The organism is Mesorhizobium sp. L-8-10, from assembly GCF_016756635.1.
Taxonomy (GTDB): domain Bacteria; phylum Pseudomonadota; class Alphaproteobacteria; order Rhizobiales; family Rhizobiaceae.
Genome location: NZ_AP023263.1, coordinates 726,628 through 746,775, shown reverse-complemented (window position 1 = coordinate 746,775; position 20,148 = coordinate 726,628). Strand labels below are relative to the sequence as shown.

At 64.5% G+C, this 20,148-nt stretch carries 18 protein-coding genes; 9 read left to right on the top strand and 9 right to left on the bottom strand.

Translation table 11 applies throughout. From position 1 onward, the window contains the following. Entirely contained in the window at nucleotides 1-1,152 is a 1,152-nt protein-coding gene (nagA, locus tag JN280_RS03345) for an N-acetylglucosamine-6-phosphate deacetylase (RefSeq protein WP_446720808.1), read from the top strand. Between the two features lie 234 nt (nucleotides 1,153-1,386). Here nagA and rpe read toward each other — a convergent pair whose 3' ends face one another. After that, entirely contained in the window at nucleotides 1,387-2,073 is a 687-nt protein-coding gene (gene rpe, locus JN280_RS03340) for a ribulose-phosphate 3-epimerase (RefSeq protein ID WP_202310106.1), read from the bottom strand. Between the two features lie 338 nt (nucleotides 2,074-2,411). Here rpe and JN280_RS03335 point away from each other — a divergent pair, with 338 nt between their 5' ends. The 3 genes from JN280_RS03335 to JN280_RS03325 all read left to right on the top strand — a co-directional run bounded on the left by JN280_RS03335 (nucleotide 2,412) and on the right by JN280_RS03325 (nucleotide 4,437). Further along, nucleotides 2,412-3,578: a porin gene (locus JN280_RS03335; protein WP_202310105.1), complete on the top strand. Its 1,167-nt coding sequence runs from the start codon at nucleotides 2,412-2,414 to the stop codon at nucleotides 3,576-3,578. A gap of 194 nt (nucleotides 3,579-3,772) precedes the next feature. Further along, nucleotides 3,773-4,033, top strand: coding sequence for an antitoxin (locus JN280_RS03330; protein WP_202310104.1), 261 nt, complete (start codon nucleotides 3,773-3,775; stop codon nucleotides 4,031-4,033). Further along, complete coding sequence (locus JN280_RS03325) at nucleotides 4,030-4,437, top strand: type II toxin-antitoxin system VapC family toxin (RefSeq protein ID WP_202310103.1); 408 nt, start codon at nucleotides 4,030-4,032, stop codon at nucleotides 4,435-4,437. The genes JN280_RS03330 and JN280_RS03325 overlap by 4 nt, the downstream gene beginning before the upstream one ends. A gap of 42 nt (nucleotides 4,438-4,479) precedes the next feature. Here JN280_RS03325 and JN280_RS03320 read toward each other — a convergent pair whose 3' ends face one another. The 6 genes from JN280_RS03320 to JN280_RS03295 form a co-directional block, all read right to left on the bottom strand. Further along, nucleotides 4,480-5,907 carry an amidase gene (locus JN280_RS03320; protein WP_202310102.1) on the bottom strand — a complete coding sequence of 476 codons (1,428 nt, stop codon included), beginning with the start codon at nucleotides 5,905-5,907 and terminating at the stop codon, nucleotides 4,480-4,482. Between the two features lie 107 nt (nucleotides 5,908-6,014). Further along, on the bottom strand, nucleotides 6,015-7,049 hold the full coding sequence (locus JN280_RS03315; protein WP_202310101.1) for an extracellular solute-binding protein: 1,035 nt from the start codon (nucleotides 7,047-7,049) through the stop codon (nucleotides 6,015-6,017). 38 nt (nucleotides 7,050-7,087) lie between these two features. Beyond that, complete coding sequence (locus tag JN280_RS03310) at nucleotides 7,088-7,897, bottom strand: ABC transporter permease (RefSeq protein WP_202310100.1); 810 nt, start codon at nucleotides 7,895-7,897, stop codon at nucleotides 7,088-7,090. Next, entirely contained in the window at nucleotides 7,887-8,810 is a 924-nt protein-coding gene (locus JN280_RS03305) for an ABC transporter permease (RefSeq protein WP_202310099.1), read from the bottom strand. The genes JN280_RS03310 and JN280_RS03305 overlap by 11 nt, the downstream gene beginning before the upstream one ends. A 3-nt stretch (nucleotides 8,811-8,813) precedes the next feature. Further along, complete coding sequence (locus tag JN280_RS03300; RefSeq protein WP_202310098.1) at nucleotides 8,814-9,908, bottom strand: ABC transporter ATP-binding protein; 1,095 nt, start codon at nucleotides 9,906-9,908, stop codon at nucleotides 8,814-8,816. 127 nt (nucleotides 9,909-10,035) lie between these two features. Then, nucleotides 10,036-11,703, bottom strand: coding sequence for an amidohydrolase (locus tag JN280_RS03295; protein ID WP_202310097.1), 1,668 nt, complete (start codon nucleotides 11,701-11,703; stop codon nucleotides 10,036-10,038). Nucleotides 11,704-11,871: 168 nt separating this feature from the next. Between JN280_RS03295 and JN280_RS03290 the strand changes: the two genes are divergently transcribed. Both JN280_RS03290 and aguB read left to right on the top strand, forming a co-directional pair. Beyond that, nucleotides 11,872-12,903: a histone deacetylase family protein gene (locus tag JN280_RS03290; RefSeq protein ID WP_202310096.1), complete on the top strand. Its 1,032-nt coding sequence runs from the start codon at nucleotides 11,872-11,874 to the stop codon at nucleotides 12,901-12,903. Nucleotide 12,904: 1 nt separating this feature from the next. Beyond that, complete coding sequence (gene aguB / locus JN280_RS03285; RefSeq protein WP_202310095.1) at nucleotides 12,905-13,786, top strand: N-carbamoylputrescine amidase; 882 nt, start codon at nucleotides 12,905-12,907, stop codon at nucleotides 13,784-13,786. A gap of 6 nt (nucleotides 13,787-13,792) precedes the next feature. Here aguB and JN280_RS03280 read toward each other — a convergent pair whose 3' ends face one another. Next, a complete protein-coding gene (locus JN280_RS03280; protein WP_202310094.1) occupies nucleotides 13,793-14,584 on the bottom strand; it encodes a hypothetical protein in 792 nt (263 codons plus the stop codon). A gap of 273 nt (nucleotides 14,585-14,857) precedes the next feature. On the opposite strand from JN280_RS03280, the gene JN280_RS03275 reads away from it, so the two are divergent. Genes JN280_RS03275 through JN280_RS03265 form a run of 3 tightly spaced genes read left to right on the top strand, consistent with a single transcriptional unit; the run spans nucleotide 14,858 to nucleotide 18,689 of the window. After that, the gene (locus tag JN280_RS03275; protein ID WP_244742871.1) at nucleotides 14,858-15,610 is read left to right on the top strand and encodes a Tll0287-like domain-containing protein; all 753 of its coding nucleotides are present in this window, start codon (nucleotides 14,858-14,860) and stop codon (nucleotides 15,608-15,610) included. A gap of 14 nt (nucleotides 15,611-15,624) precedes the next feature. Then, nucleotides 15,625-18,312 carry a response regulator gene (locus JN280_RS03270; protein ID WP_202310093.1) on the top strand — a complete coding sequence of 896 codons (2,688 nt, stop codon included), beginning with the start codon at nucleotides 15,625-15,627 and terminating at the stop codon, nucleotides 18,310-18,312. Nucleotides 18,313-18,323: 11 nt separating this feature from the next. Next, complete coding sequence (locus JN280_RS03265; RefSeq protein ID WP_202310092.1) at nucleotides 18,324-18,689, top strand: response regulator; 366 nt, start codon at nucleotides 18,324-18,326, stop codon at nucleotides 18,687-18,689. Nucleotides 18,690-18,976: 287 nt separating this feature from the next. Here JN280_RS03265 and JN280_RS03260 read toward each other — a convergent pair whose 3' ends face one another. Further along, nucleotides 18,977-20,143, bottom strand: coding sequence for a PP2C family protein-serine/threonine phosphatase (locus tag JN280_RS03260; protein ID WP_202310091.1), 1,167 nt, complete (start codon nucleotides 20,141-20,143; stop codon nucleotides 18,977-18,979). Between the last annotated feature and the right edge of the window lie 5 nt (nucleotides 20,144-20,148).

Genomic DNA, 20,148 nt, shown 5'->3' with positions numbered 1-20,148 from the left:
ATGATCCACGCAATCAAGGCCGCCGCGATCTTCGACGGCGAGAGCTGGCACGACGATGCGGTGCTCGTTCACCGTGACGGCATCGTGGATGCCGTGGTACCTGCGGCCGATCTGCCGGGTTCGGCCGACGTGGTCGAACTCGACGGCATGCTGGTCCCGGGCTTCGTCGATTTGCAGGTGAACGGCGGCGGCGGCGTGATGCTGAACGACCGCCAGGACGTCGAGACCATCCGTACCATCTGCACGGCCCATGCCCGCTTCGGCACCACAGCGCTGCTGCCGACGCTGATCACCGACACGCCCGAGGTCACGCGCGCCGCGGTGGAAGCGGGCGCCGGGGCCCTGGCCGCTCGCGTCCCGGGTTTCCTCGGACTTCACCTTGAAGGCCCGCATCTCTCGCTCAGCCGCAAGGGCGCGCATGATCCAATGCTGATCCGCCCGATGCTCGATGCGGACGAGGCGGCGCTGATCGCGGCGCATGAAAAGGTACCTGTGCTGCTGACCACGGTGGCGCCGGAGTCGGTGGAGCCCGCGCGCATCGCCAGGCTGGCGCAGGCTGGCATCGTGGTCAGTCTGGGCCACAGCGACACGAGCTACGGCAGGGCGGTCGCCTGTGCCGAGGCGGGCGCCTCCATGGCGACCCATCTGTTCAATGCAATGAGCCAGATCGGCAACCGCGAGCCCGGCCTCGTCGGCGCGGCGATCGATGCCGGCGCCTTCAGCGCCGGGCTGATCGCCGATGGCATCCATGTCGACGCCGCCACCATTCGCATTGCCGTCAAGGCCAAAAATGGGCCAGGCCATATCTTCCTGGTCACCGATGCCATGGCGACCATCGGCACGGAGATGGCCTCCTTCACGCTGAACGGCCGCAGGATCACCCGCTCGGGGGGGAAGCTGACCCTCGACGACGGCACGCTTGCCGGCGCCGATCTCGATATGATCTCGGCCGTGCGCTTCATGCATCGCACGATCGGCCTCGAACTCGGGGAAGCATTGCGCATGGCCTCGCTCTATCCGGCACGGGCCATGAAAGTCGATGCCTCCCACGGCCGCTTCGTGAACGGCGCGCGCGCCGACATCGTGCATCTCACGGATGGCCTCGACATCGGCAATGTCTGGATCGGCGGCGAGAAAGTGTTCGCCGCCTGATCGGAACTGGAGCAATTCCAGTAAAGTGCGTAGCGATTTTGCGTCCGGAATTGCGTGAAAACATTGGAGCAATTCCAGCAAAGTGCGCAGCGGTTTTGCGTCCGGAATTGCGTGAAAACATTGGAGCAATTCCAGCAAAGTGCGCAGCGGTTTTGCGTCCGGAATTGCGTGAAAACAAGGAGATAAGCATTTCCGCGATTCGGAGAAGCCCGGAGAAAAGCGGAATTGCTCTGGTCAGGCGATCCTGCCGACCGCGAGGTCGGCAGCGTTGCGGATCGCATCGATATTCTTGCGGTAGGCCTCGACGCTGCTACCCTTGAAGACGGCGGCACCCGCGACCAGAACGTCGGCGCCCGCCGCGGCCACCAGCGGCGCCGTTTCGGGCGTCACGCCGCCGTCGATCTCTATGCGGATCGGACGGCCGCCGATCAGCGCCTTCACACGCCTCACCTTCTCCACGACCGCGGGAATGAAGACCTGGCCGCCGAAGCCGGGATTGACGGTCATGATCAGCACAAGGTCGAGCCGGTCCAGCACATATTCGATGGCGCTTTCGGGCGTCGACGGATTGAGCGACACGCCGGCCTTCTTGCCGAGATTGCGGATCGCCTGCAGCGAGCGGTCGAGATGCGGCCCGGCCTCGGCATGGATGGTCATGCCGTCGCAGCCCGCCTCGGCGAAGGCGGCGAGATAGGGATCGGCGGGCGCGATCATCAGATGGCAGTCGAAGAACTTGTCGGTCCGCCCGCGGATCGCCTTGATGACGGCAGGGCCGAAGGTGATGTTCGGCACGAAATGCCCGTCCATCACATCGAGATGGATCCAGTCGGCACCTGCGGCCGCCACCGCCTCGACCTCGTCGCCGAGCCTGGAGAAGTCGGCGGCGAGCACCGAGGGCGCCATAAGGGTTCTTGCGCTCATGTATCGATCCTCGCGGTTTCGTCGAGGACGCCCTAATGCCTTGGCTTCGGATTGTCGAGTGCGCTTTCATTGGGTGATCATTGGGTGCACCTCGTGTGGTGTTGCCGCACTGCAACATGGCCGGACCGATCATCGGCGACCCTCGGTCCGTTGTTGCGGCAAGGCAGCGAATGTCACACAACCGTTATGCGGCGATTCTACGCCGCCCGGTGGATGCGGTGACTCCCAAGAACCGTGTTTGCATGAGGGCAGGGCCCTTGCCCGTCTCGATGGAGACGGGTGCTGGCTCAGAACGGGTTTGTGCCCGGGGCCAAGAACAACAAGCTGGAGCTACTTTAATGAAACTGAAAAGCCTTCTTCTCGGCTCGGCCGCGGCGATGGTCGCGGTGACCGGTGCCCGTGCCGCCGACGCAGTGGTCGTGGCCGAACCCGAGCCGGTCGAATATGTGCGCGTCTGCGACACCTTCGGCACGGGCTACTTCTATATCCCCGGTACCGAGACCTGCCTGAGGATTTCCGGTTATGTCCGCTACAGGGTCGGCGCGACCAACGACGATGGCTTCGACTTCGACGCGGAAGGCAATCCGGTGGGCGACACGCCCAACTTCAACGGGTTCATCGGCGGCGGCTGGAACAAGAGCACGCGCGCCCGCGTGAATTTCGACGCCCGCTCGCAGACCGAGTGGGGCACGCTGCAGGCCTTCATCCGCTTCCAGGCGGACTGGGGACAGGCCAGTGTGACCCGCAATCCGTTCGCCGATGGTCCGGTTTCCACCGATCAGGCGTGGCTGTCGCTGGGCGGCTTCCGCGCAGGCTACACCCAATCGGCCTGGGCCGAGACGATCCACGGCGTGACCAATGGCGGCTCCTTCTCCGACGGCGCCCTCTGGTACGGCGACCAGCAGCGTCACCTGCTCCAGTACAACTTCGGCGGCGACACCGGCCTGTTCGCTGTGGCCTCGCTCGAAGACGACGCGCTGCAAGGTAATGGCTATGTTCCGGACGCCGTCGGCGTCATCGGTTATCAGCAGGGCTGGGGCGCCGTCTGGGCGCGCGTCGGCTATGACAATTCCATCGATCCTGAAATCGATGGCGATGATGACGCCGGCTTCGGCGCGCAGCTTGCCACGCAGATCAACATCCCCAACACGCAGAATGCGATCCGCCTGATGGGCTGGTACGCCAATAACGACACTGTCTATGGCACCCAGAGCCCTTATGCCGGGGTCAGTGGTGGCAACGGCGCAGCCGAGTGGTCGGTTCTGGCGGCCTACAATCATACGTTCACCGAGAAGTTCAGTGCTTCGACCGGTTTCCAGTACTTCAACAACTTCTATGAGGCGTACAGCGACGTGAAGACGGGCCTCGACGGCTACAGCGCGGACCTGTCGTTCGTCTACGAGCCGGTTCAGAACTTCGAAATCCGCAACGAATGGAACTACGACAAGGTCGACGGTCTCGACGGCTCGGTTTCCGGCTGGATGTGGTTCCTGCGCCGTTTCTGATTTCGGCGGCCTGACCAGACAATTTCGGACCCGGCGGCTCTGTCCGCCGGGTTTTTTCTTGGGTGCGCCAGGCATGGGCGCACTCTTGCGGGTGAAAGTCCCCGCCGTGACGATGCGGCCGGGACCGACGATAGAGACCTTGTATCGCGCGGTGTGAAAGCGTATATACGGCGGCGTATGTACGAGAGGTTGCCATGCCGCATATCGCCAAGGTCTTCCAGTCCGGCAACTCTCAGGCCGTCAGGCTGCCGAAGGATTTCCGCTTCACGGTCGATGAGGTCGAGGTCTCGCGCGAGGGCGACGCTGTGATCCTGCGCCCGAGGCCGGACGCCTCCCGCCCTTGGGCCTCCCTGCGCGCGGCCGTCGAGCGCGGTTTCAGTGCCGACTTCATGGCCGAGGGCCGGGAACAGCCCGAGGTACAGAAGCGTCCCGATCTCGACCAGGCGTTTCGATGACGAACTGGCTTCTCGATACCAACGCGGTCATCGCCCTTGTAACGCGCCGCTCGGAAGCCCTGATGCGCCGGGTCGAATCCACCGAACCCGGCGCGCTCGCCGTCTCCTCGATCGTCGCCCATGAACTCTGCTTCGGCGCCTATCGTAGCCAGAAGGTGGACTTCAATCTCGAAACGCTCCGTCTGCTCTTCGCCGACATCGTGATCCTCGACCTCGACCGCGAGGACGCGCGGGCCGCCGGCGAGATCAGGGCTGACCTCGCAAGGCGGGGCACGCCGATCGGCCCCCATGACGTCCTGATCGCCGGCCAGGCGCTTGCGCGCGGCATGCCGCTCGTCACCAACAATACCGCCGGGTTCGCGCGTATAGCCGGATTGCGGCTGGAAGACTGGACCAGGGGCTGACATGCATAGTGAAGTCGTTCCCGGCATCCGTCCCACCCACCATCACAGCTTCGGGCGCTTCGCCTTCTCTCCGTACCAGCCGCCGACCGCTTTCTCATAGGCCATGCCGGCGCGGAACACGTCCTCGTCGCAATAGGTGCGGCCGATGATCTGGATGCCCGTCGGCACTCCGCTCCTGGCGTGCCCCGACGGCAGCGACAGCACCGGACAGCGGCTCATCGTGTTGAAAGGGGTGGTCATCACCCAGCCGAGCATCGGGTCCACGACCTTGCCGTTGATCTTCACTTCTTCCTTCGTCTGGTCGAAGTCGGCCGAGACCGCCGGCAGCGCCGTGGTCGGGCAGATCAGCACGTTGTATTTCTCGAGCAGCGGCCCGAGCGTCAGATACATCCTGCCGGCCACTTCCAGGCTGTTGACGAAGTCGGTCGCCTTGGATCGGGCGCCTTCCTCGGCGAAACGCCTCGCATAGCTCGTCATCTGGTCGCCGTGCTCGGGCAGCATCTTCGACAGGAAGGCGCCGAACAGGTGCTGAAGATAAGCTTGCCCGGCTTCGAGCACCTCCGGGCCCCAGCCGAGATCGACTTCCTCGACCTCCGCGCCGAGCGACCGGAACACGTCGAGCGCCTTCCTCGTGTTCTTCACCACTTCCGGGTCGACCTCGAATGCGCCGAGCGTCATCGAATAGGCGATCTTCCAGCCTTTGATCGGCCGGAACTTGGTCGGCAGCGTCAGCTTGGGGCGCAGCGACGCGATGTCGAGCGGGCTGGGACCGGTCATGACGTTCTGCAACAGGATCGCATCCTCGACCGTGCGCGCCAGCGGTCCCGTATGACAGTAGAAGTCGAGGTTGAAGGGCGGGTCGTCGGGGTTGCGGCCGTAAGGCGGCTTGTAGCCGACGACGCCGCAGGTCGATGCGGGGATGCGGATCGAGCCTCCAATGTCGGAGCCGGTGGCGATGGGCGACGTTCCCGCGGCGAGCGAGGCGCCGGCGCCGCCCGACGAGCCGCCCGGCGTGAACTTGGTGTTCCACGGATTGCGGGTCACACCCCAAAGCCGCGACCAGGTGAAACCCGCGCAGGAGAATTCCGGCGTCGCGGTGCGCGCATGCACGATGCCGCCAGCCTGGATGATCCGTTCGTTCATCGTCGAGGTGTGTTCAGCAATGTAGTCCTTCATGATCAGCGAGCCGCCGGTCGTCGGCTTGCCCTTGATGTAGCTCTCATCCTTGATGCCGACCGGCAGGCCCTCGAGCGCGCCGGTCTTCTTGCCCTTGGCGTATTTCGCCTCGGCCTTGCGCGCGAGGCCCATCGCCTCGTCGAAATGGGTATTGGTGAAGGCGTTCACCGTCTCCCTGGTCGCTTCGGCGCGGCGGATCACCGCTTCCATCAGTTCCACGGGGGAGAGCTTCCTTGCCTTGAAACGCTTGAGAGCCTCGCTTGCTGGCATGTAGCAAAGGTCGAGATCGGACATGACGAAACTCCGGCGGCGCCTGCGATCGCCCGGCACCGGCTCTTGTTGCTGGAATCGGTGTGCGAAAAGAGAAGACCCGGGGGTTGCCCGCCGGGTCGCCGTTGGCGCTACTTCAGGAGGTCGGTCCAGATCTTGGTGTAGAGCGCCTGCACGTCGGGCGGGCAGGCGAGGTTGAACTGACCCTGCTCGGCGAATTCGACCGGGATGTTGACCTCGGGAGCCGTCTTCATGTCCTCGGGCATATAGGCTTCCGAGCCCGTGATGCCGTTGGCGTAGCGGGCGAAGGACGAGATCATCGCGGCGTTCTCGGGGTCCATGATGAAGTTCATGAACAGCTTGGCGTTTTCGACGTTCTTGGCGTCCTTGAGGATGGAGACGTTGTCCATCCAGATCGGATAGCCTTCCTTCGGATAGCCGTACACGATCTTGTCGTTCTGCAGGCGGGCTCGGAAAGAAGCGCCGTTCCAGTTGACACCTGCCGCGATGTCGCCCTTGCCGTAGCGGTCGACATTGCCGTAGTCCATGGACAGCCATTTCGGCTTGGCCGCGACCAGCAGGTCGCGTGTTTTCTTCAGGACCTCCTTGTCGCCGGTGCAGGGCTCGCCGCCGGCGAATTTGATGGCGAGATGCATCACATCGCTCATCTCGGGCACGACATTGACCTTGCCGACAAGCTCGGCCGGCGGGTCCATGAAGATCGCCGACGTGTTCGGATCGCCCGAATAGACGGAGGTGTTGACCGTCACGCCGGTCGTGCCCCACTGCCACGGCACCGAATAGTGGCGACCCGGATCGAAGGGCACGTCGACCCATTTCGGGTCCATGTTCTTGAAGTTCTCCATCTGGTCGGGACGGGCCTCGAGCAGCAGCCCTTCGTCGATCCAGACATTCATCACCGAGGCCGACGGCACGACGATGTCGAAGCCGTGGCCGCCCTGGCGGACCTTGGCGAGCGCGGTGTCGTTGGAATCGTAGTCGGTGATCGAGACCTTGACCTTGTAAGTGTCTTCGAACTTCTTGATCAGTTCGGGGCTGGTGTAGTTGCCCCAGTTGTAGATGTTGAGCTCACCCTCGGCTTTCGCCACGCCCATCGACGCCATCAGCGACAGCCCGACGGCCGTCGCGGTCAGTTTCCAGTGCATGCTTTCGACTCCCATTTTGGGGACCGGCTGCTTCGAGCTCAGGTCCGCTTCCTGCTGACGAAGAAGAAGATTGTGACGATACCGACCGACAGCAGCAGGAATACTGTCGAGATCGCATTGATTTCCGGCGTCACGATGCGCCGGAGCTGGCCGAGCATGTAGGTCGGCAGCGTGTCCTGTCCGCCCGACTTGACGAATTCGGTGATCACCACGTCGTCGAGCGAGACGACGAAGGCGAGCATCAGTCCGGCGAGGATTCCCGGCCAGAGAAGTGGCAGGGTCACATGGCGGAAAGTCTTCCATCCCGTCGCGTAGAGGTCGGCCGCGGCCGTCTCCAGCGACAGGTCCATGCTTTCGAGACGGGCACGGATCGGCAGATAGGCGAAGGGAATGCAGAAGGCGCTGTGCGCGGCGATCAGATAGCCGAGGCCCGAATAGCCTGTCGCCACCTTGATTCGCGAGAAGAACACCAGCAGCGCGACGGCAGTGACGATCTCAGGCACCATCAGCGGCTGGTTGATGAAGGCATATTTGAAAGTCAGGCCACGATAGGGCTTGGTCCGGGTCGTGGCGAGCGCTGCCATGGTCGCCGCGATCGTCGCCAGGACCGCCGCGGCGGTGGCGATCTGGAACGAGCGGATCGATGCGTCGATCACCTGCGTATTGTTCCAGGCCGATTGGAACCAGCGCAGCGAGAAGCCTTTCCAGATGGCGACGGAATCGTTGTCGTTGAAGGCGTAGACGACGAGCGTCGCGATCGGCAAATAGAGCAGGAAGAAGCAGATCATCGCGACGGTCGCGAAGCCGGTCTGCCGGCGGACGTCGAAGGTGGCGCGCTTAGTGACCATGGCCCGTTCCCGACTTGCTGGCATTGCGGACATAGAACAGGAGCGTAATCATCACGATCGCCATCAGCGTGATCGAGAGCGACGCCCCGAGCGGCCAGTTTCGGCCTTGTCCGAACTGGAGTTCGATCAGATTGCCGATCATCAGATTGGTGCCGCCCCCCATGACGCGCGGCGTCACATAGGCGCCGAGCGAGGGGATGAACACCAGGATCGAGCCGGCGATGATACCCGGCTTGACCAGCGGCACGATGATCTTGCGCAGCACTTGGAAGCGCGTCGCATAGAGGTCGTAGCCCGCCTCGACGAGACGGAAATCGATCTTCTCCATGCTGGCGTAGAGCGGCAGCACCATCAGTGGCAGGAAGACATAGGTCATGCCCACCAGCACTGCAAAGTCGGTGTACATGAACTGGATCGGCTGATCGATGATGCCGAGCAGCCTGAGCACGGAGTTTATCAGCCCCTCGTTGCGCAGCACTTCCATCATCGCGAAGGTGCGGATGAGCAGGTTCGTCCAGAACGGGATCGTGATCAGGAACAGCCAGATCTCGCGCCGGCCCTCGGGCCGCGTGGCGATGAAATAGGCGGTGGGGAAGCCGAAGATCAGCGTCAGCACCGTCGTCATCAGCGACAGCACCGCCGAGCGCGTGAAGATCGACATATTGGCCTTGGCGATCGACAGCGTGTCGTCGAAGATGTCGCGCTCGAACAGCACGCTCGTCCAGGCGTCGGTCGAGAATTCCCACTTCACGTCGCCATAGTTGCCCGGCGCGAGGAAGGAATAGACGAGCACGATGAAAAGCGGCCCGATCCCTGCGAAGAAGATGATGAGCAGCGCCGGGGCCGACAGCAGCCAGCGCCGCCTGATGTCCTCGCGTTCCGCCTTTTCGGCAATCTCTCGAGCGGTCGCCACGATCTAGTCCCGCAGAACCTGCGCGGCTTCGTCGCCAATGACGATGCCGGCGCGTTCGCCCTGCTCGAAGCCGCAGGAGGCGCTGCGGCTGTTCTGCTGGCGCACCGTGAACAGGCCGCCGTCGTCGAGCCGCACATGGATATGGGTGTCGGTGCCGAAATAGACGATATTCTCCACCGTTCCGGCGAGGTCGCCCTGACCCTTCACTGCCCTGGCATGCTCGGGCCGCACCACGATCGTGGCCTCGGCATGGGGCTTGAAGCCTTCCGCGATGGTGGCCGGGATGGTCGCGCCCGACTTGAGCCTGACGGTCGCCTTGCCGTCCGCGACGTCGCCGACCGATGCGGTCAGGAAATTGGTCTCGCCGATGAAGTCGGCGACGAAGCGCTCGGCCGGCTTGTCGTAGATATCCCAGGGAGAGCCGACCTGCAGGATCTTTCCTGATGACATCACCGCGATGCGGTCGGACATCGTCAGGGCCTCTTCCTGGTCGTGGGTGACGAAGATGAAGGTAATGCCGGTCTCGTGCTGCAGGCGTTTCAGCTCGATCTGCATCTCCTTGCGCAGCTTGTAGTCGAGCGCCGACAGCGGCTCGTCGAGCAGCAGCACCCTGGGCTGCGGCGCGAGCGCGCGGGCCAGCGCCACGCGCTGCTGCTGGCCGCCCGAGATCTGGCTCGTGCGCCGCTTGGCGAGCGCTTCCATCTTGACCAGCCTCAGCATCTCGGCGACGCGGGCGTCGATCTCGGCCCTGGGCTTGCCCAGCATCTGCAGTCCGAAGCCGATATTCTCGGCCACGGTCATATGCGGGAAGAGCGCATAGTTCTGGAACACCGTATTGACCGGCCGCTTGTAGGGGGGCAGCGGCGCGATGTCCTGGCCGTAGAGCAGAATCCCGCCGTCCGTCGGGAAGTCGAAGCCGGCGATGAGCCTGAGCAGGGTCGTCTTTCCGCACCCCGAAGGGCCGAGCAGGGTGAAGAATTCGTTTTCACGGATGGAGACGGAAACATTGGCGAGCGCCGCGACCTGGGCGTCTCCCGTTCCGAAAATCTTGCTTACTCCGTGGACTTCAATCGCATTCCGATCCGGTCTATCCGGCACGATCAGCCTCGCTGTTGGCCCCGCTCTTTTCGGCGGGGTTTTTCCCCGTTTTCATGTGACCACATGGCCGGTTGCTTGGCAACAGGGCAATTGAATCACAGTTCAAGATGCTGTTCCCGCAGGATTTTTACGCCTGGTAGGTCACCTTGCCACCGCAGATCGTGGTGACCGGGCGGACCGTATGGAGCTCTTCGGGATCGGTCTTTTCGAGGTCGCCCGAAAGGATCAAAAGGTCGGCCAGATAGCCCGGCCGCAACCTGCCCTTGCGGTCTTCCCGAAACTCGGCATAGGCGCCTTCGACCGTGTAGCCCGCGAGCGCCTCGTGCAGCGAGAAGCTCTGGTCCGGGTCGGTCTCGGCCCAGCGCTTGCGGGTGACCGCGGCCTGGATCCCCGCAATCGGGTCGATGGGCGAGACCGGCCAGTCGGAGGCGAAGACGACCCGGGCGCCGGCATTCTTCAGCGTGCGCCACGCGTAGGCGAGTGGCCAGCGCTTGCGGCCGATGCGAGACACCGTCGGCTCCAGCGGCAGGCCCATCGAGCCGGGTGGGTGTGGAGGCTGCATGGAGGCCAGAACGCCGAGCTTCGCCAGGCGCGGTATGTCGGCTTCGGTGATCACTTCGATATGCTCGATGCGATGGCGGCTGTCGCGCCTGCCGTTCTTCTTCTGTGCGGCCTCGTAGCCGTCGAGCACGGAACGTACGGCGCCGTCGCCGATCGCGTGCACGGCGATCTGCAGGCCGCGCCGGTCGGCCTCGATCGCCGCCGCATTGAATTGCTCTTGGGTGAAGAGCGGCTCGCCGACCCAGTCCGGCCGGTCGGCATAGGGCTCGACCATGACGGCCGTCCAGCTGTCAAGCACGCCGTCCATGAAGACCTTGACCATGCCGGACGATAGCCATTCGGAGCGGTAGCGCTCGGCCATCAGCGAGGCCTTCTCCAGCGCGTCGGGCGTCATGAAATTCTTGTAGTGGAACGGGATCTGCACCCGGCACAGAAGCCCGCCTTCGGCCTCGATCTCGGACAGCAACTCGAGCTGATGCAGGTTGCCGTCCATGTTCTGGATCGAGGTGATGCCATGTCTGGCGCACCATTCCAGGCCGCGTCGCATGATCGCGCGGTCGGAAGCCTGTTCCTCAGGCGTCGGCTTGGGATCCGGCTCGCCGCCGGTCGCCAGGCCGAGCCTCACGCGGCCCTCGCCGGTCAGGTCGATCAGCGGGCCGAAGGCCTCGCCCTCGCGCAACTCGCCCGCGGCCAACCCGTCGGCGTCCATGACGATCTCGTTGCCCGGGCCAAGCTGCTTGCCGTGCAGCAGGCCGCCCAGTTCCAGCGCCCTGGTGTTCGCCCACACCGTGTGGTGATCCGGCGCCGACATCATGAAGGGCCTGTCGGGCAGGATGCGGTCGAGGTGGTGGCGGGTGACGCGCTCGGTGTCGGAAAGGATCGTGTAGTCGGCGCCCTGCGCCTGCAGGATCTTCTTGTCCGGCCGGCCGGCCGCGTAGTCGCGCACCGCCTTGGCCAGCGCGTCGAAACCATGCACCCCGGCGAGTTGGAGATGGTCGAGCTCGGCCCCGCCGCCGAAGAGGTGCATATGCGCCTCGATGAAGCCCGGCACGACGGATGCGCCGCCGGCGTCGATGATGCGTGTGCCTTGGCCCTTGCGTTCGAGGACTGTGGCCCGGTCCCCAACCGCCATGATCTCACCGCCCTTGATCGCGATCGCTGCGGCGTGGGGGGTGTCGGGATCCATCGTCAGAATGCTTGCGTTCTCGACGATAAGATCGGCCGTTTGCGGCATCATGGTCCTCCGATTGCCTCCTGAGGCTAGCAGAGTATTGGCGTCTGGCAAGCGGGAGAATGTTATACAGAATAACTATATTCCCCACCCTCTTGGCCTCGGGCGGACTCTCTGCCACAAAGCGCGACGATCCGAGGATGCGTGGGCAGAGGAAGCGAGCCGGTACCGATGAAGACGATCTTTTCACCTTTGCATGCCGGGCACTCCGGCCAGACGGAACTGGTGGCCGGAGCCATCGTGCCGGGTTTCGAGAAGCCCTCGCGCGCAGAAATCATCAAGGCGCGGGTCGAAGCGGTGAAGCTCGGGCCGATCGCCGAACCGGAACCGCACGACCTGTCGGCGGCCAAGCGCGTGCATGACGCCGCCTATATCGACTTCCTGCCGACGGTCTGGCCGGAATGGGAAGCGTCAGGGCGCGGTGGCTCGGCTATGCCCTTCACTTGGCCGACGCGCGGGCTGCGCGGCGACGTCGTGCCGAAGACGATCGAGGCCAAGCTGGGGTTCTACTCCTTCGACGCGGGCGCGCCCTTCGTCAGGGGCACCTGGGATGCCATCAAGTCGTCCTGCGACACCGCGCTCACCGCTGCGCGGCTGGTGAAGGAAGGGCAGCGCGCGGCCTTCGCGCTCTGCCGCCCGCCCGGCCACCACGCGGGCAGCGCCTTCATGGGCGGCTATTGCTTCATCAACAACGCCGCCGTCGCGGCCCAGTGGTTCCGCGACCAGGGGGCGTCGCGCGTCTCCATCCTCGACGTCGACTACCACCACGGCAACGGCACGCAGGAGATCTTCTATTCGCGTCCCGACGTCCAGGTCATCAATCTCCATGGCGACCCGATGACGGAGTACCCCTTCTTCCTTGGTCATGCCGACGAGAAGGGCGCGGGTCCGGGCGAGGGCTTCAACATCAACTACCCGATGCCCTTCGGCACGACCTTCGAGGCCTGGAATGCCTCGCTGGAAGATGCCTGCCGCAAGCTCGCCGCCTATGCCCCCGATGTGGTCGTCGTCTCGCTCGGCGTAGACACTTTCGAGAAGGATCCGATCAGCCATTTCAAGCTGGTGAGCGAAGACTATCCAAGGATCGGCGGCCGCATCGCCAGGCTTGGTCTGCCGACGCTCTTCGTCATGGAGGGCGGTTACGCGGTCGACGAGATCGGCGTCAACGCGGTCGGCGTGCTGACCGGCTTCGAGGAGGGCTGACATGACGAACGAGGTCACGCTTGCTGTCGTGCAGTTCGCCTGCAGCGACGACGCAGCCGAGAACGTCATCACGGCGACGCGGCTGGTGCGCGGAGCGGCCGGCCGCGGTGCCAATATCGTGCTGGTGCAGGAACTGTTCGAGGGCCTGTATTTCTGCCAGGAGGAGTCGCCCGCCCATTTCGTCCGGGCGCGGCCGTTGGACGACGACCACCCGACGCTCTCGACCATGCGCCGGCTGGCGGCAGAACTCGGCGTCGTCATTCCCGTCTCGCTGTTCGAGGCCCGCAACCAGGCCTATTTCAATTCGCTCGCCATGGTGGACGATGCCGGCGCGGTGCTCGGCATCTACCGCAAGTCGCACATTCCCGACGGCCCGGGCTATTCGGAGAAGTTCTATTTCAATCCCGGCGACACCGGCTTCCGGGTGTGGGAGACCCGCTTCGGAACGATCGGCGTGGGCATCTGCTGGGACCAGTGGTTCCCGGAAGCGGCACGCGCGATGGCGCTGATGGGAGCGGAATTCCTGCTCTATCCGACGGCGATCGGTTCGGAGCCGGGCCGGCCGGACTTCGATTCCATGGAGCACTGGCGCATCACGATGCGCGGCCATGCCGGCGCCAACCTGATGCCGGTCGCAGCGGCCAACCGCATCGGCACCGAACATGTCGGGGGAAAGGAGCAGAGCTACTATGGCTCGTCCTTCATCGCCGGTCCGTCGGGAGAACTGGTCGCCTCGGCTGGCCGCGAGGGCGAGGCGGTGCTGACCGCCGGCTTCGATCGTGCGAAGCTGCGCGCCGACCGTGCCGCATGGGGCCTGTTCCGGGACCGTCGCCCGGAGCTCTACGGCGCATTGGCGACCCTGGACGGGACGGACCCGCGATAGGGCCCGTCAGAAGCGAAAAACCATTCCGAGAATCGGGCCCTGTTGCACGACATCGAAGACAAAATCGTCGCTGCTGTAGTCGACGCCCAACGCCCGATAGCCCGCCACGGCTGAAATCCGGTCGTTGAAACGGTAGCCGATCGCGCCTGCGACATCCCAGTCGACATCGGCCCCGCCGGCGCCGACATACCCCCATCCGGTCAGATAGACATTCGACGTGATCGAGTAGTTTCCGCGAAGGCCGGCGACGGCATCCGCCCAGGTCGCGCTGTCGCTTCGCGAGACACCGTCGAGAATTCCGCCGCTGAGGGAGATTTCCGTGCTCGCCGACCATATCCGTACGCCGCCGATGATATCGAGGCGTGCCGAGGCGTTGTCGACGATCGAATAACCGGCGCCGACAAGGCCGGCGAACGTCTCGGACGTCACTTCCGCGCTCGTCGCGAGAATGCCTAGCGGCGTCCCCTTGCTGCCGGACAGTTTCGTGTACATCACGTCACCGAAGATGCTGTAGGGACCATAGCGCGCCTCACCGATCGCCATGGCGCCGAATTTGAGATGATCGAAGATCTCGGCGAAATCGGCATCCACATGGACCGGCGGAAGCCCGAACGAGGCGACGTCGCCGGACAGCCCGGCCGCCCAGAAATAGGGGGCGACCGCGAACGTCCACCCGCTTTCAGTCGTGATTTGCTCTGCCGCGGGAGCCACAGGCGAAACCATGTCCGCAGCCAGGACGTTGCCGGCGAACAGCACGCTACCGACAGAGGCTACGACAGTCGCAGCTACCGATTTCATGCTACCCCTCCAGGTATTATGTCTTCTTTCTCCAGTCGCCAGCGGCGCCATTAATCATGATCATGGCCGAACTCTTTGATTCCTTCAAATGTTTTCCCTCTTTGACTGACTTGTCTTCCTATGCCGCCTGCTGTTCCGATCCTGGCTCGGCAAGGGGCAATGTCGGCAGGTGACAGTTGCCCAAGGCGCTTGCATTGCCCCGACGCAGTGACGATAGTCACGGCATGATGCCGCCCGGTCGATCGGCTGGGCGTGACGTTGGGGGGCTTCACGATGCCGAAGCGGTCGATGGTCGGACTGGGCGGTGTGGCGCTGGTCGTCGCGATCATGCTCGGCGGGACGGCGACGGCGGACGATCAGCCCTCCCCCGAAGATCTCAGGATCGCGCAAAGCCTGGCGACCATGCTGCAATCGGCGCGTGCGGTGATCTCCGCGCATCAGGCAGAAATCAACGATCCGTCCAGGGGCGATAAAGGGCTTACGAGCCGCGCCGTGCTTGACCAGGCGCTGGAGAATTACCGCAGCCGTGCCGGCGTCGATCCGCTGGCCATCGATCCCGCGACCTATGAGGGCCGGCTTCTCAGGGCGCAGATGGATGCCGTCGTCGAGGTGATGGACGCCAATCAGGCGACGATCAATGCAGAGGGCGTCGGCTTCAAGGGATTCATTCCCGCGACCTTCGCGCGGCTGGTCAACGAGGCGTTCGGCCGGCGCGTCGGCACGGAGGCCGCCATCAAGGTGACCGCTCCGCCTGAACTCGTCCGCAACCGCCAGTCGCGGCCGGACGCATGGGAGATCGCGGCGATCCGCAGCTATCTAGAGCAGGCCGACTGGCCGACGGGACAGACCTATGCCGCGGCCGACGCCGGCAAGGTCAGGGTGATGGTGCCGGAATATTATGCGCCGTCCTGCCTGAGCTGCCATGGCGAGCCCAAGGGCGAACTCGACATCACCGGCTACCCCAAGGAAGGAGCCCATGAAGGCGATCTCGGCGGCATCATCAGCATCACGCTGACGCCGCAATGAGCGGGGCAGTTGGCATGAGCGGGTGGCTGCGGCGTTTTTCCATCCGAACGCGGCTTGTCCTGCTGGCGGTCGTCCTGCTGCTTGCCATGAGCATCAGCAGCCTCTTCGTCCGCTGGGCGCTGCACAACGCCAGGGTGACAGCCGAGACTGCCAGCCACATCGGTGCGGTCGTCGAGGTCGCATCGGGCGTGCGTTCGGCCTTCAACGATCTGCGCTACTGGCAGACCGATCTGGCCGTCAGCCTGCTGGCCCTGACCGAAGCCCGGGTCGGGGAGGCGCGGACCAGACTCGGCGAGCAGATCGCCCTGCTCGAGCAGACCGAGCCCGACGCGGCCCGCACGATCCGGGAAGAGGCTGCGCGCTTCGACGACCTCGCCAGCCAGGCCGTCGACGCCTACACCGACAACAACAGGGTGATCGGCAACACGCTGTTCGCGCAGGCGCGGCAACATGGCGTCGTCGTCGACCAGCGTCTCTCCGAGGTGCTCTCCGGGCTGCGCGGCAAGGCGAGGGCGGCGCGCGCGAACACCATCCGCCAGTTTTCTCGTGCCGCCAATGTGTCGCTCGGTTTGACGCTCGCCGCCATCCTGGCCGGCGCAATCCTCACGATCGTGATCCTGCGCTCCATCCTGAAACCGCTCGGCGGGATCGTCGGTGCGGTCCGCGGCCTGACGCAGGGCGATACCGGCGTGGCCATTCCTGCCGGCGCGGGCGATGAACTCGGGCGTGTCGGCGAAGCGCTTTTCCTGCTGAGGGACAGCATGGCCGAACGCGATCGGCTGACCCGCGAGGGCGAGCGCCAGCGCAAGACTTTGTCCGACGCCATCGAAAGCATCGCCGAGGGTTTTGCCCTCTACGGGCCGGACGATCGGTTGCTCGTCACCAATGAGCGTTTTCGCGCCATGCATCCGAGCCATGTCGACCAGGCCGCCCGCCAGGCGAATTTCGCCGAGGTCATAGAGACCGCCGGCCGTCACGTTATCCGCACCGAGGTAAGTCCGGAGCAATGGATCGCCGAGCGGCTGAAGAGCCACGGCCATAGCTCGAGCCGCGTCGCCCAATTCCGGGACGGGCGCTGGATGCAGATCAGCGAGCGGCAGACGCATGAAGGCGGATTCACCGTCGTCTACACCGACATCACCGAGCTGCGCCGCCGCGAGGAGGCGCTGGAGGCGGCGCGCGACGAGGCCCAGCGCGCCACGCAGGTGAAGTCCGAGTTCTTGGCGAATATGAGCCACGAGCTGAGGACCCCGCTCAATGCCATCATCGGCTATGCGCAGATCCTGCAGGAGGACGTGCAGGACGCCGGCCAGAAGGATTTCCTGCCCGATCTGAAGAAGATCGAAACGGCCGGCAACCATCTGCTGGGGCTCATCAACGATATCCTCGATCTGTCCAAGATCGAGGCCGGGCGCATGGAGGTCTACAACGAGACCTTCGACGTGGCCGGACTGGTTGGCGAAGTCGAAATGCTGGTGCGGCCGCTGGCCGCGCGCAACGACAACAGCCTCGTCGTCAGATGTCCCGATGACATCGGCGCGATCGAGTCCGACATCACCAAGGTCAAGCAGACCCTGCTCAACCTTCTCAGCAACGCGTCCAAATTCACCCAGCAGGGGACGGTCGAGCTAGCCGTCGAGCGCTGCGTCATGGACGGCGCACCGATGCTGGCCTTCGCCGTCTCCGACACCGGCATCGGCATGAACGAGGAGCAACTCGGCCGGCTGTTCCAGGCCTTTTCGCAGGCCGACAATTCGACCACCCGCAAGTTCGGCGGCACCGGGCTCGGGCTCGCCATCAGCCGCAGCTTCGCCAAAATGCTCGGCGGCGATCTGACCGTGACCAGCAGACCTGGCGAGGGATCGCGATTCCTGTTCACCCTGCCCGCCTCGACGGCTGCTCCCGAGCCTTCAGCCGCGGGCTCGCCCCAGGCCGACGCAGCCGAAAGCGCATCGCGGCCTGTCGTGCTCGTCGTCGACGACGATGCCTCGGCGCTCCACATCATCGGCGCGCATCTTACCCGTGACGGTTACAAGGTCATCTATGCAAACAGCGGGGCCGAGGCGCTGGAACAGGCCCGCGCCCACCGCCCGGCAGCGATCACGCTCGACATCATGATGCCTCAGATGGACGGCTGGTCGGTGCTGGTGGAACTCAAGAAGGACCCTGATCTCGCCGACATTCCCGTCGTGATCGTCAGCATCAGCAACGAGAAGGCTCTGGGCTTCAGCCTCGGCGCCGCCGGCATGCTGGCGAAGCCGGTCGATAGGGGCGAGCTGAGCGACTTCGTGGGCCGCGTGACGCGGTCGCATGCCTCTGGAACCGTGCTGGTGGTCGAGGACGATTCGGCGACCCGCCAGCTCATGGAGCGCGCCATCGAGAAGCTCGGCTACGGCGCGGCACTGACCGGCAACGGCAAGGAAGGCATCGATTGGCTCTGTATCAATTCGATCCCGATCGCCATACTGCTTGATCTGCAGATGCCGGAGATGAACGGCTTCGAGTTCCTTACCCGGCTAAGGAACGATGAACGCTGGAAATCCATTCCCGTACTCGTCGTTACCGCGCAGCAGCTTTCCGTCTCGGAGCGCCAGCTGCTGATGGAGCGCACGGAGCAGATCATCGCCAAGGGCGCCGGCAGCTATCTGGAACTGTCCCAGGCATTACGCAACGTACTCGCCACCCACGAGCCGAGGAACTAGAGGAGCCGGCCATGGCGCGCATTCTGCTGGTCGAGGACAACGAGATGAACCGCGATATGCTCTCGCGACGCCTGACGCGCAGCGGTCACGAGGTCCTGATCGCCGAGGATGGAGAGCAGGCGGTGGCGATGACATCAGGCGAGAACCCAGACATCGTCCTGATGGACATCGGTCTGCCGGGGATCGACGGCTGGGAAGCCACGCGACGCATCCGCGCGGAGGAGACCACCGTGCCCATTGTCGCATTGACCGCGCATGCCATGAGCGGTGAGCGCGAACGCGCTTTGGCCGCCGGCTGCGACGACTTCGACACCAAGCCCGTCGACCTGCCGCGCCTGCTCAGCAAGATCGATGCCTTGCTGGCGAAGCAGCGATGACCCGGCCTCGTTGCCAGCCTCCGAAGCGCCGCTGAGGAATTGTCCTTTATCCTGACCCTCGGCGCCGCCCCTCATACGCCTGCCGGCCCCTTCTCCCCGTAAACGGGGAGACGACCGACTGCCACTATCGCAGCCCTCGTTCTGCAGCGTGGAGATTGGCGAAAGCATGGGAGACAGCGGTCTTCTCCCCGCTTGCGGGGAGAAGGTGGCGGCAGCCGGATGAGGGGCGGCACCAACGGTCAGTTGTTTTCGCTCAGCTGAGAAGAGCATATCGGCCTGATCCAAATTCAAGCAAGCCGGCGAAGCGCGAGCATGGTGATGTCGTCGAATTGCGGGGCGTCGCCGGCGAAGGCACGGGCTTGATCCACGACATGGCGGATCAGCTCTTCCGCCGGCCGGCCGGCGGCGACGCCAACCTCGACAAGCATCCGTTCGGTGCCGAAACTGTCCATGGCGCCGTTCTGCATGTCGGCGACGCCGTCCGATGTGAGCACGAGACTGTCGCCGACATCTATTGCGAGGCTGTGGTCTGTGAAGGTCATGCCGTCGATCACGCCCAGCGCCGGCTCCGGGGGATTGGCGATCTCCGCCACGCCGCCGCTGCCAGCGAGCAGCGGAAAGAGGTGGCCGGCGTTGCAATAGCTGAGTGCGCCGGTCGGCACGTCGAGGAAGCCGATGAACAGCGTCACGAACTTCGAATGCGGATTGTTCTTGCAGAGCTCGTCATTGACCAGGGCGGCGATCTCGGAGGGTCGGGGGTCCCGGCCCGCAATCGCCTGGAACTGCAGGGTTCCAGCCCGCAGCAGGCTGCGGGTGCGGGCCATGAACAGGGCCGCGGCCGTTCCCTTGCCGGCGACGTCTCCGAGCGCGATGCAGAGCAGGCCAGGCCGGATCTCAAAGACGTCGTAGAGGTCGCCGCCCACCTCGAAGGCCGGATCGATCAGCGCATCGATGTCGATCACGGCGGGATCGACCGGGAACTCGGTCGGCAGCATGGCCTGCTGCTGCAGCCAGGCCTCCGCCATCTCGCGTTCGAGGCGGACGAGCTGTGCCTTGTTCTCCGCGCGCAGGAACTTCTTCTCCAGCACCGCCTTGACGCGGGCCGTCAGCAGCGCCGGGTTGAACGGTTTCGGCAGATAGTCCTCCGCGCCGAGTTCGATGCAGCGCGCCACAGTATCGATCTCCGAGGCGGCCGATATCATCACCACGGGCGTGTCCTCCAGCCGGCCTTCGGCCTGCATCGCCTGCAGCACCTCGACGCCATTCATGCGCGGCATCATCACGTCGAGAAGGACGAGATCGAAGGATTTCCCGCGCAACGCGTCGAGCGCGTCGATGCCGTCGGCCGCCTCCGTCACGTTGGTGAGCGACAGCCGTCTCAGCCGACGGATGAGCACGTCGCGATTGTCGGCATTGTCGTCGACGACGAGGATCTGCGCTGCCGAAAGGTCCACGGCAC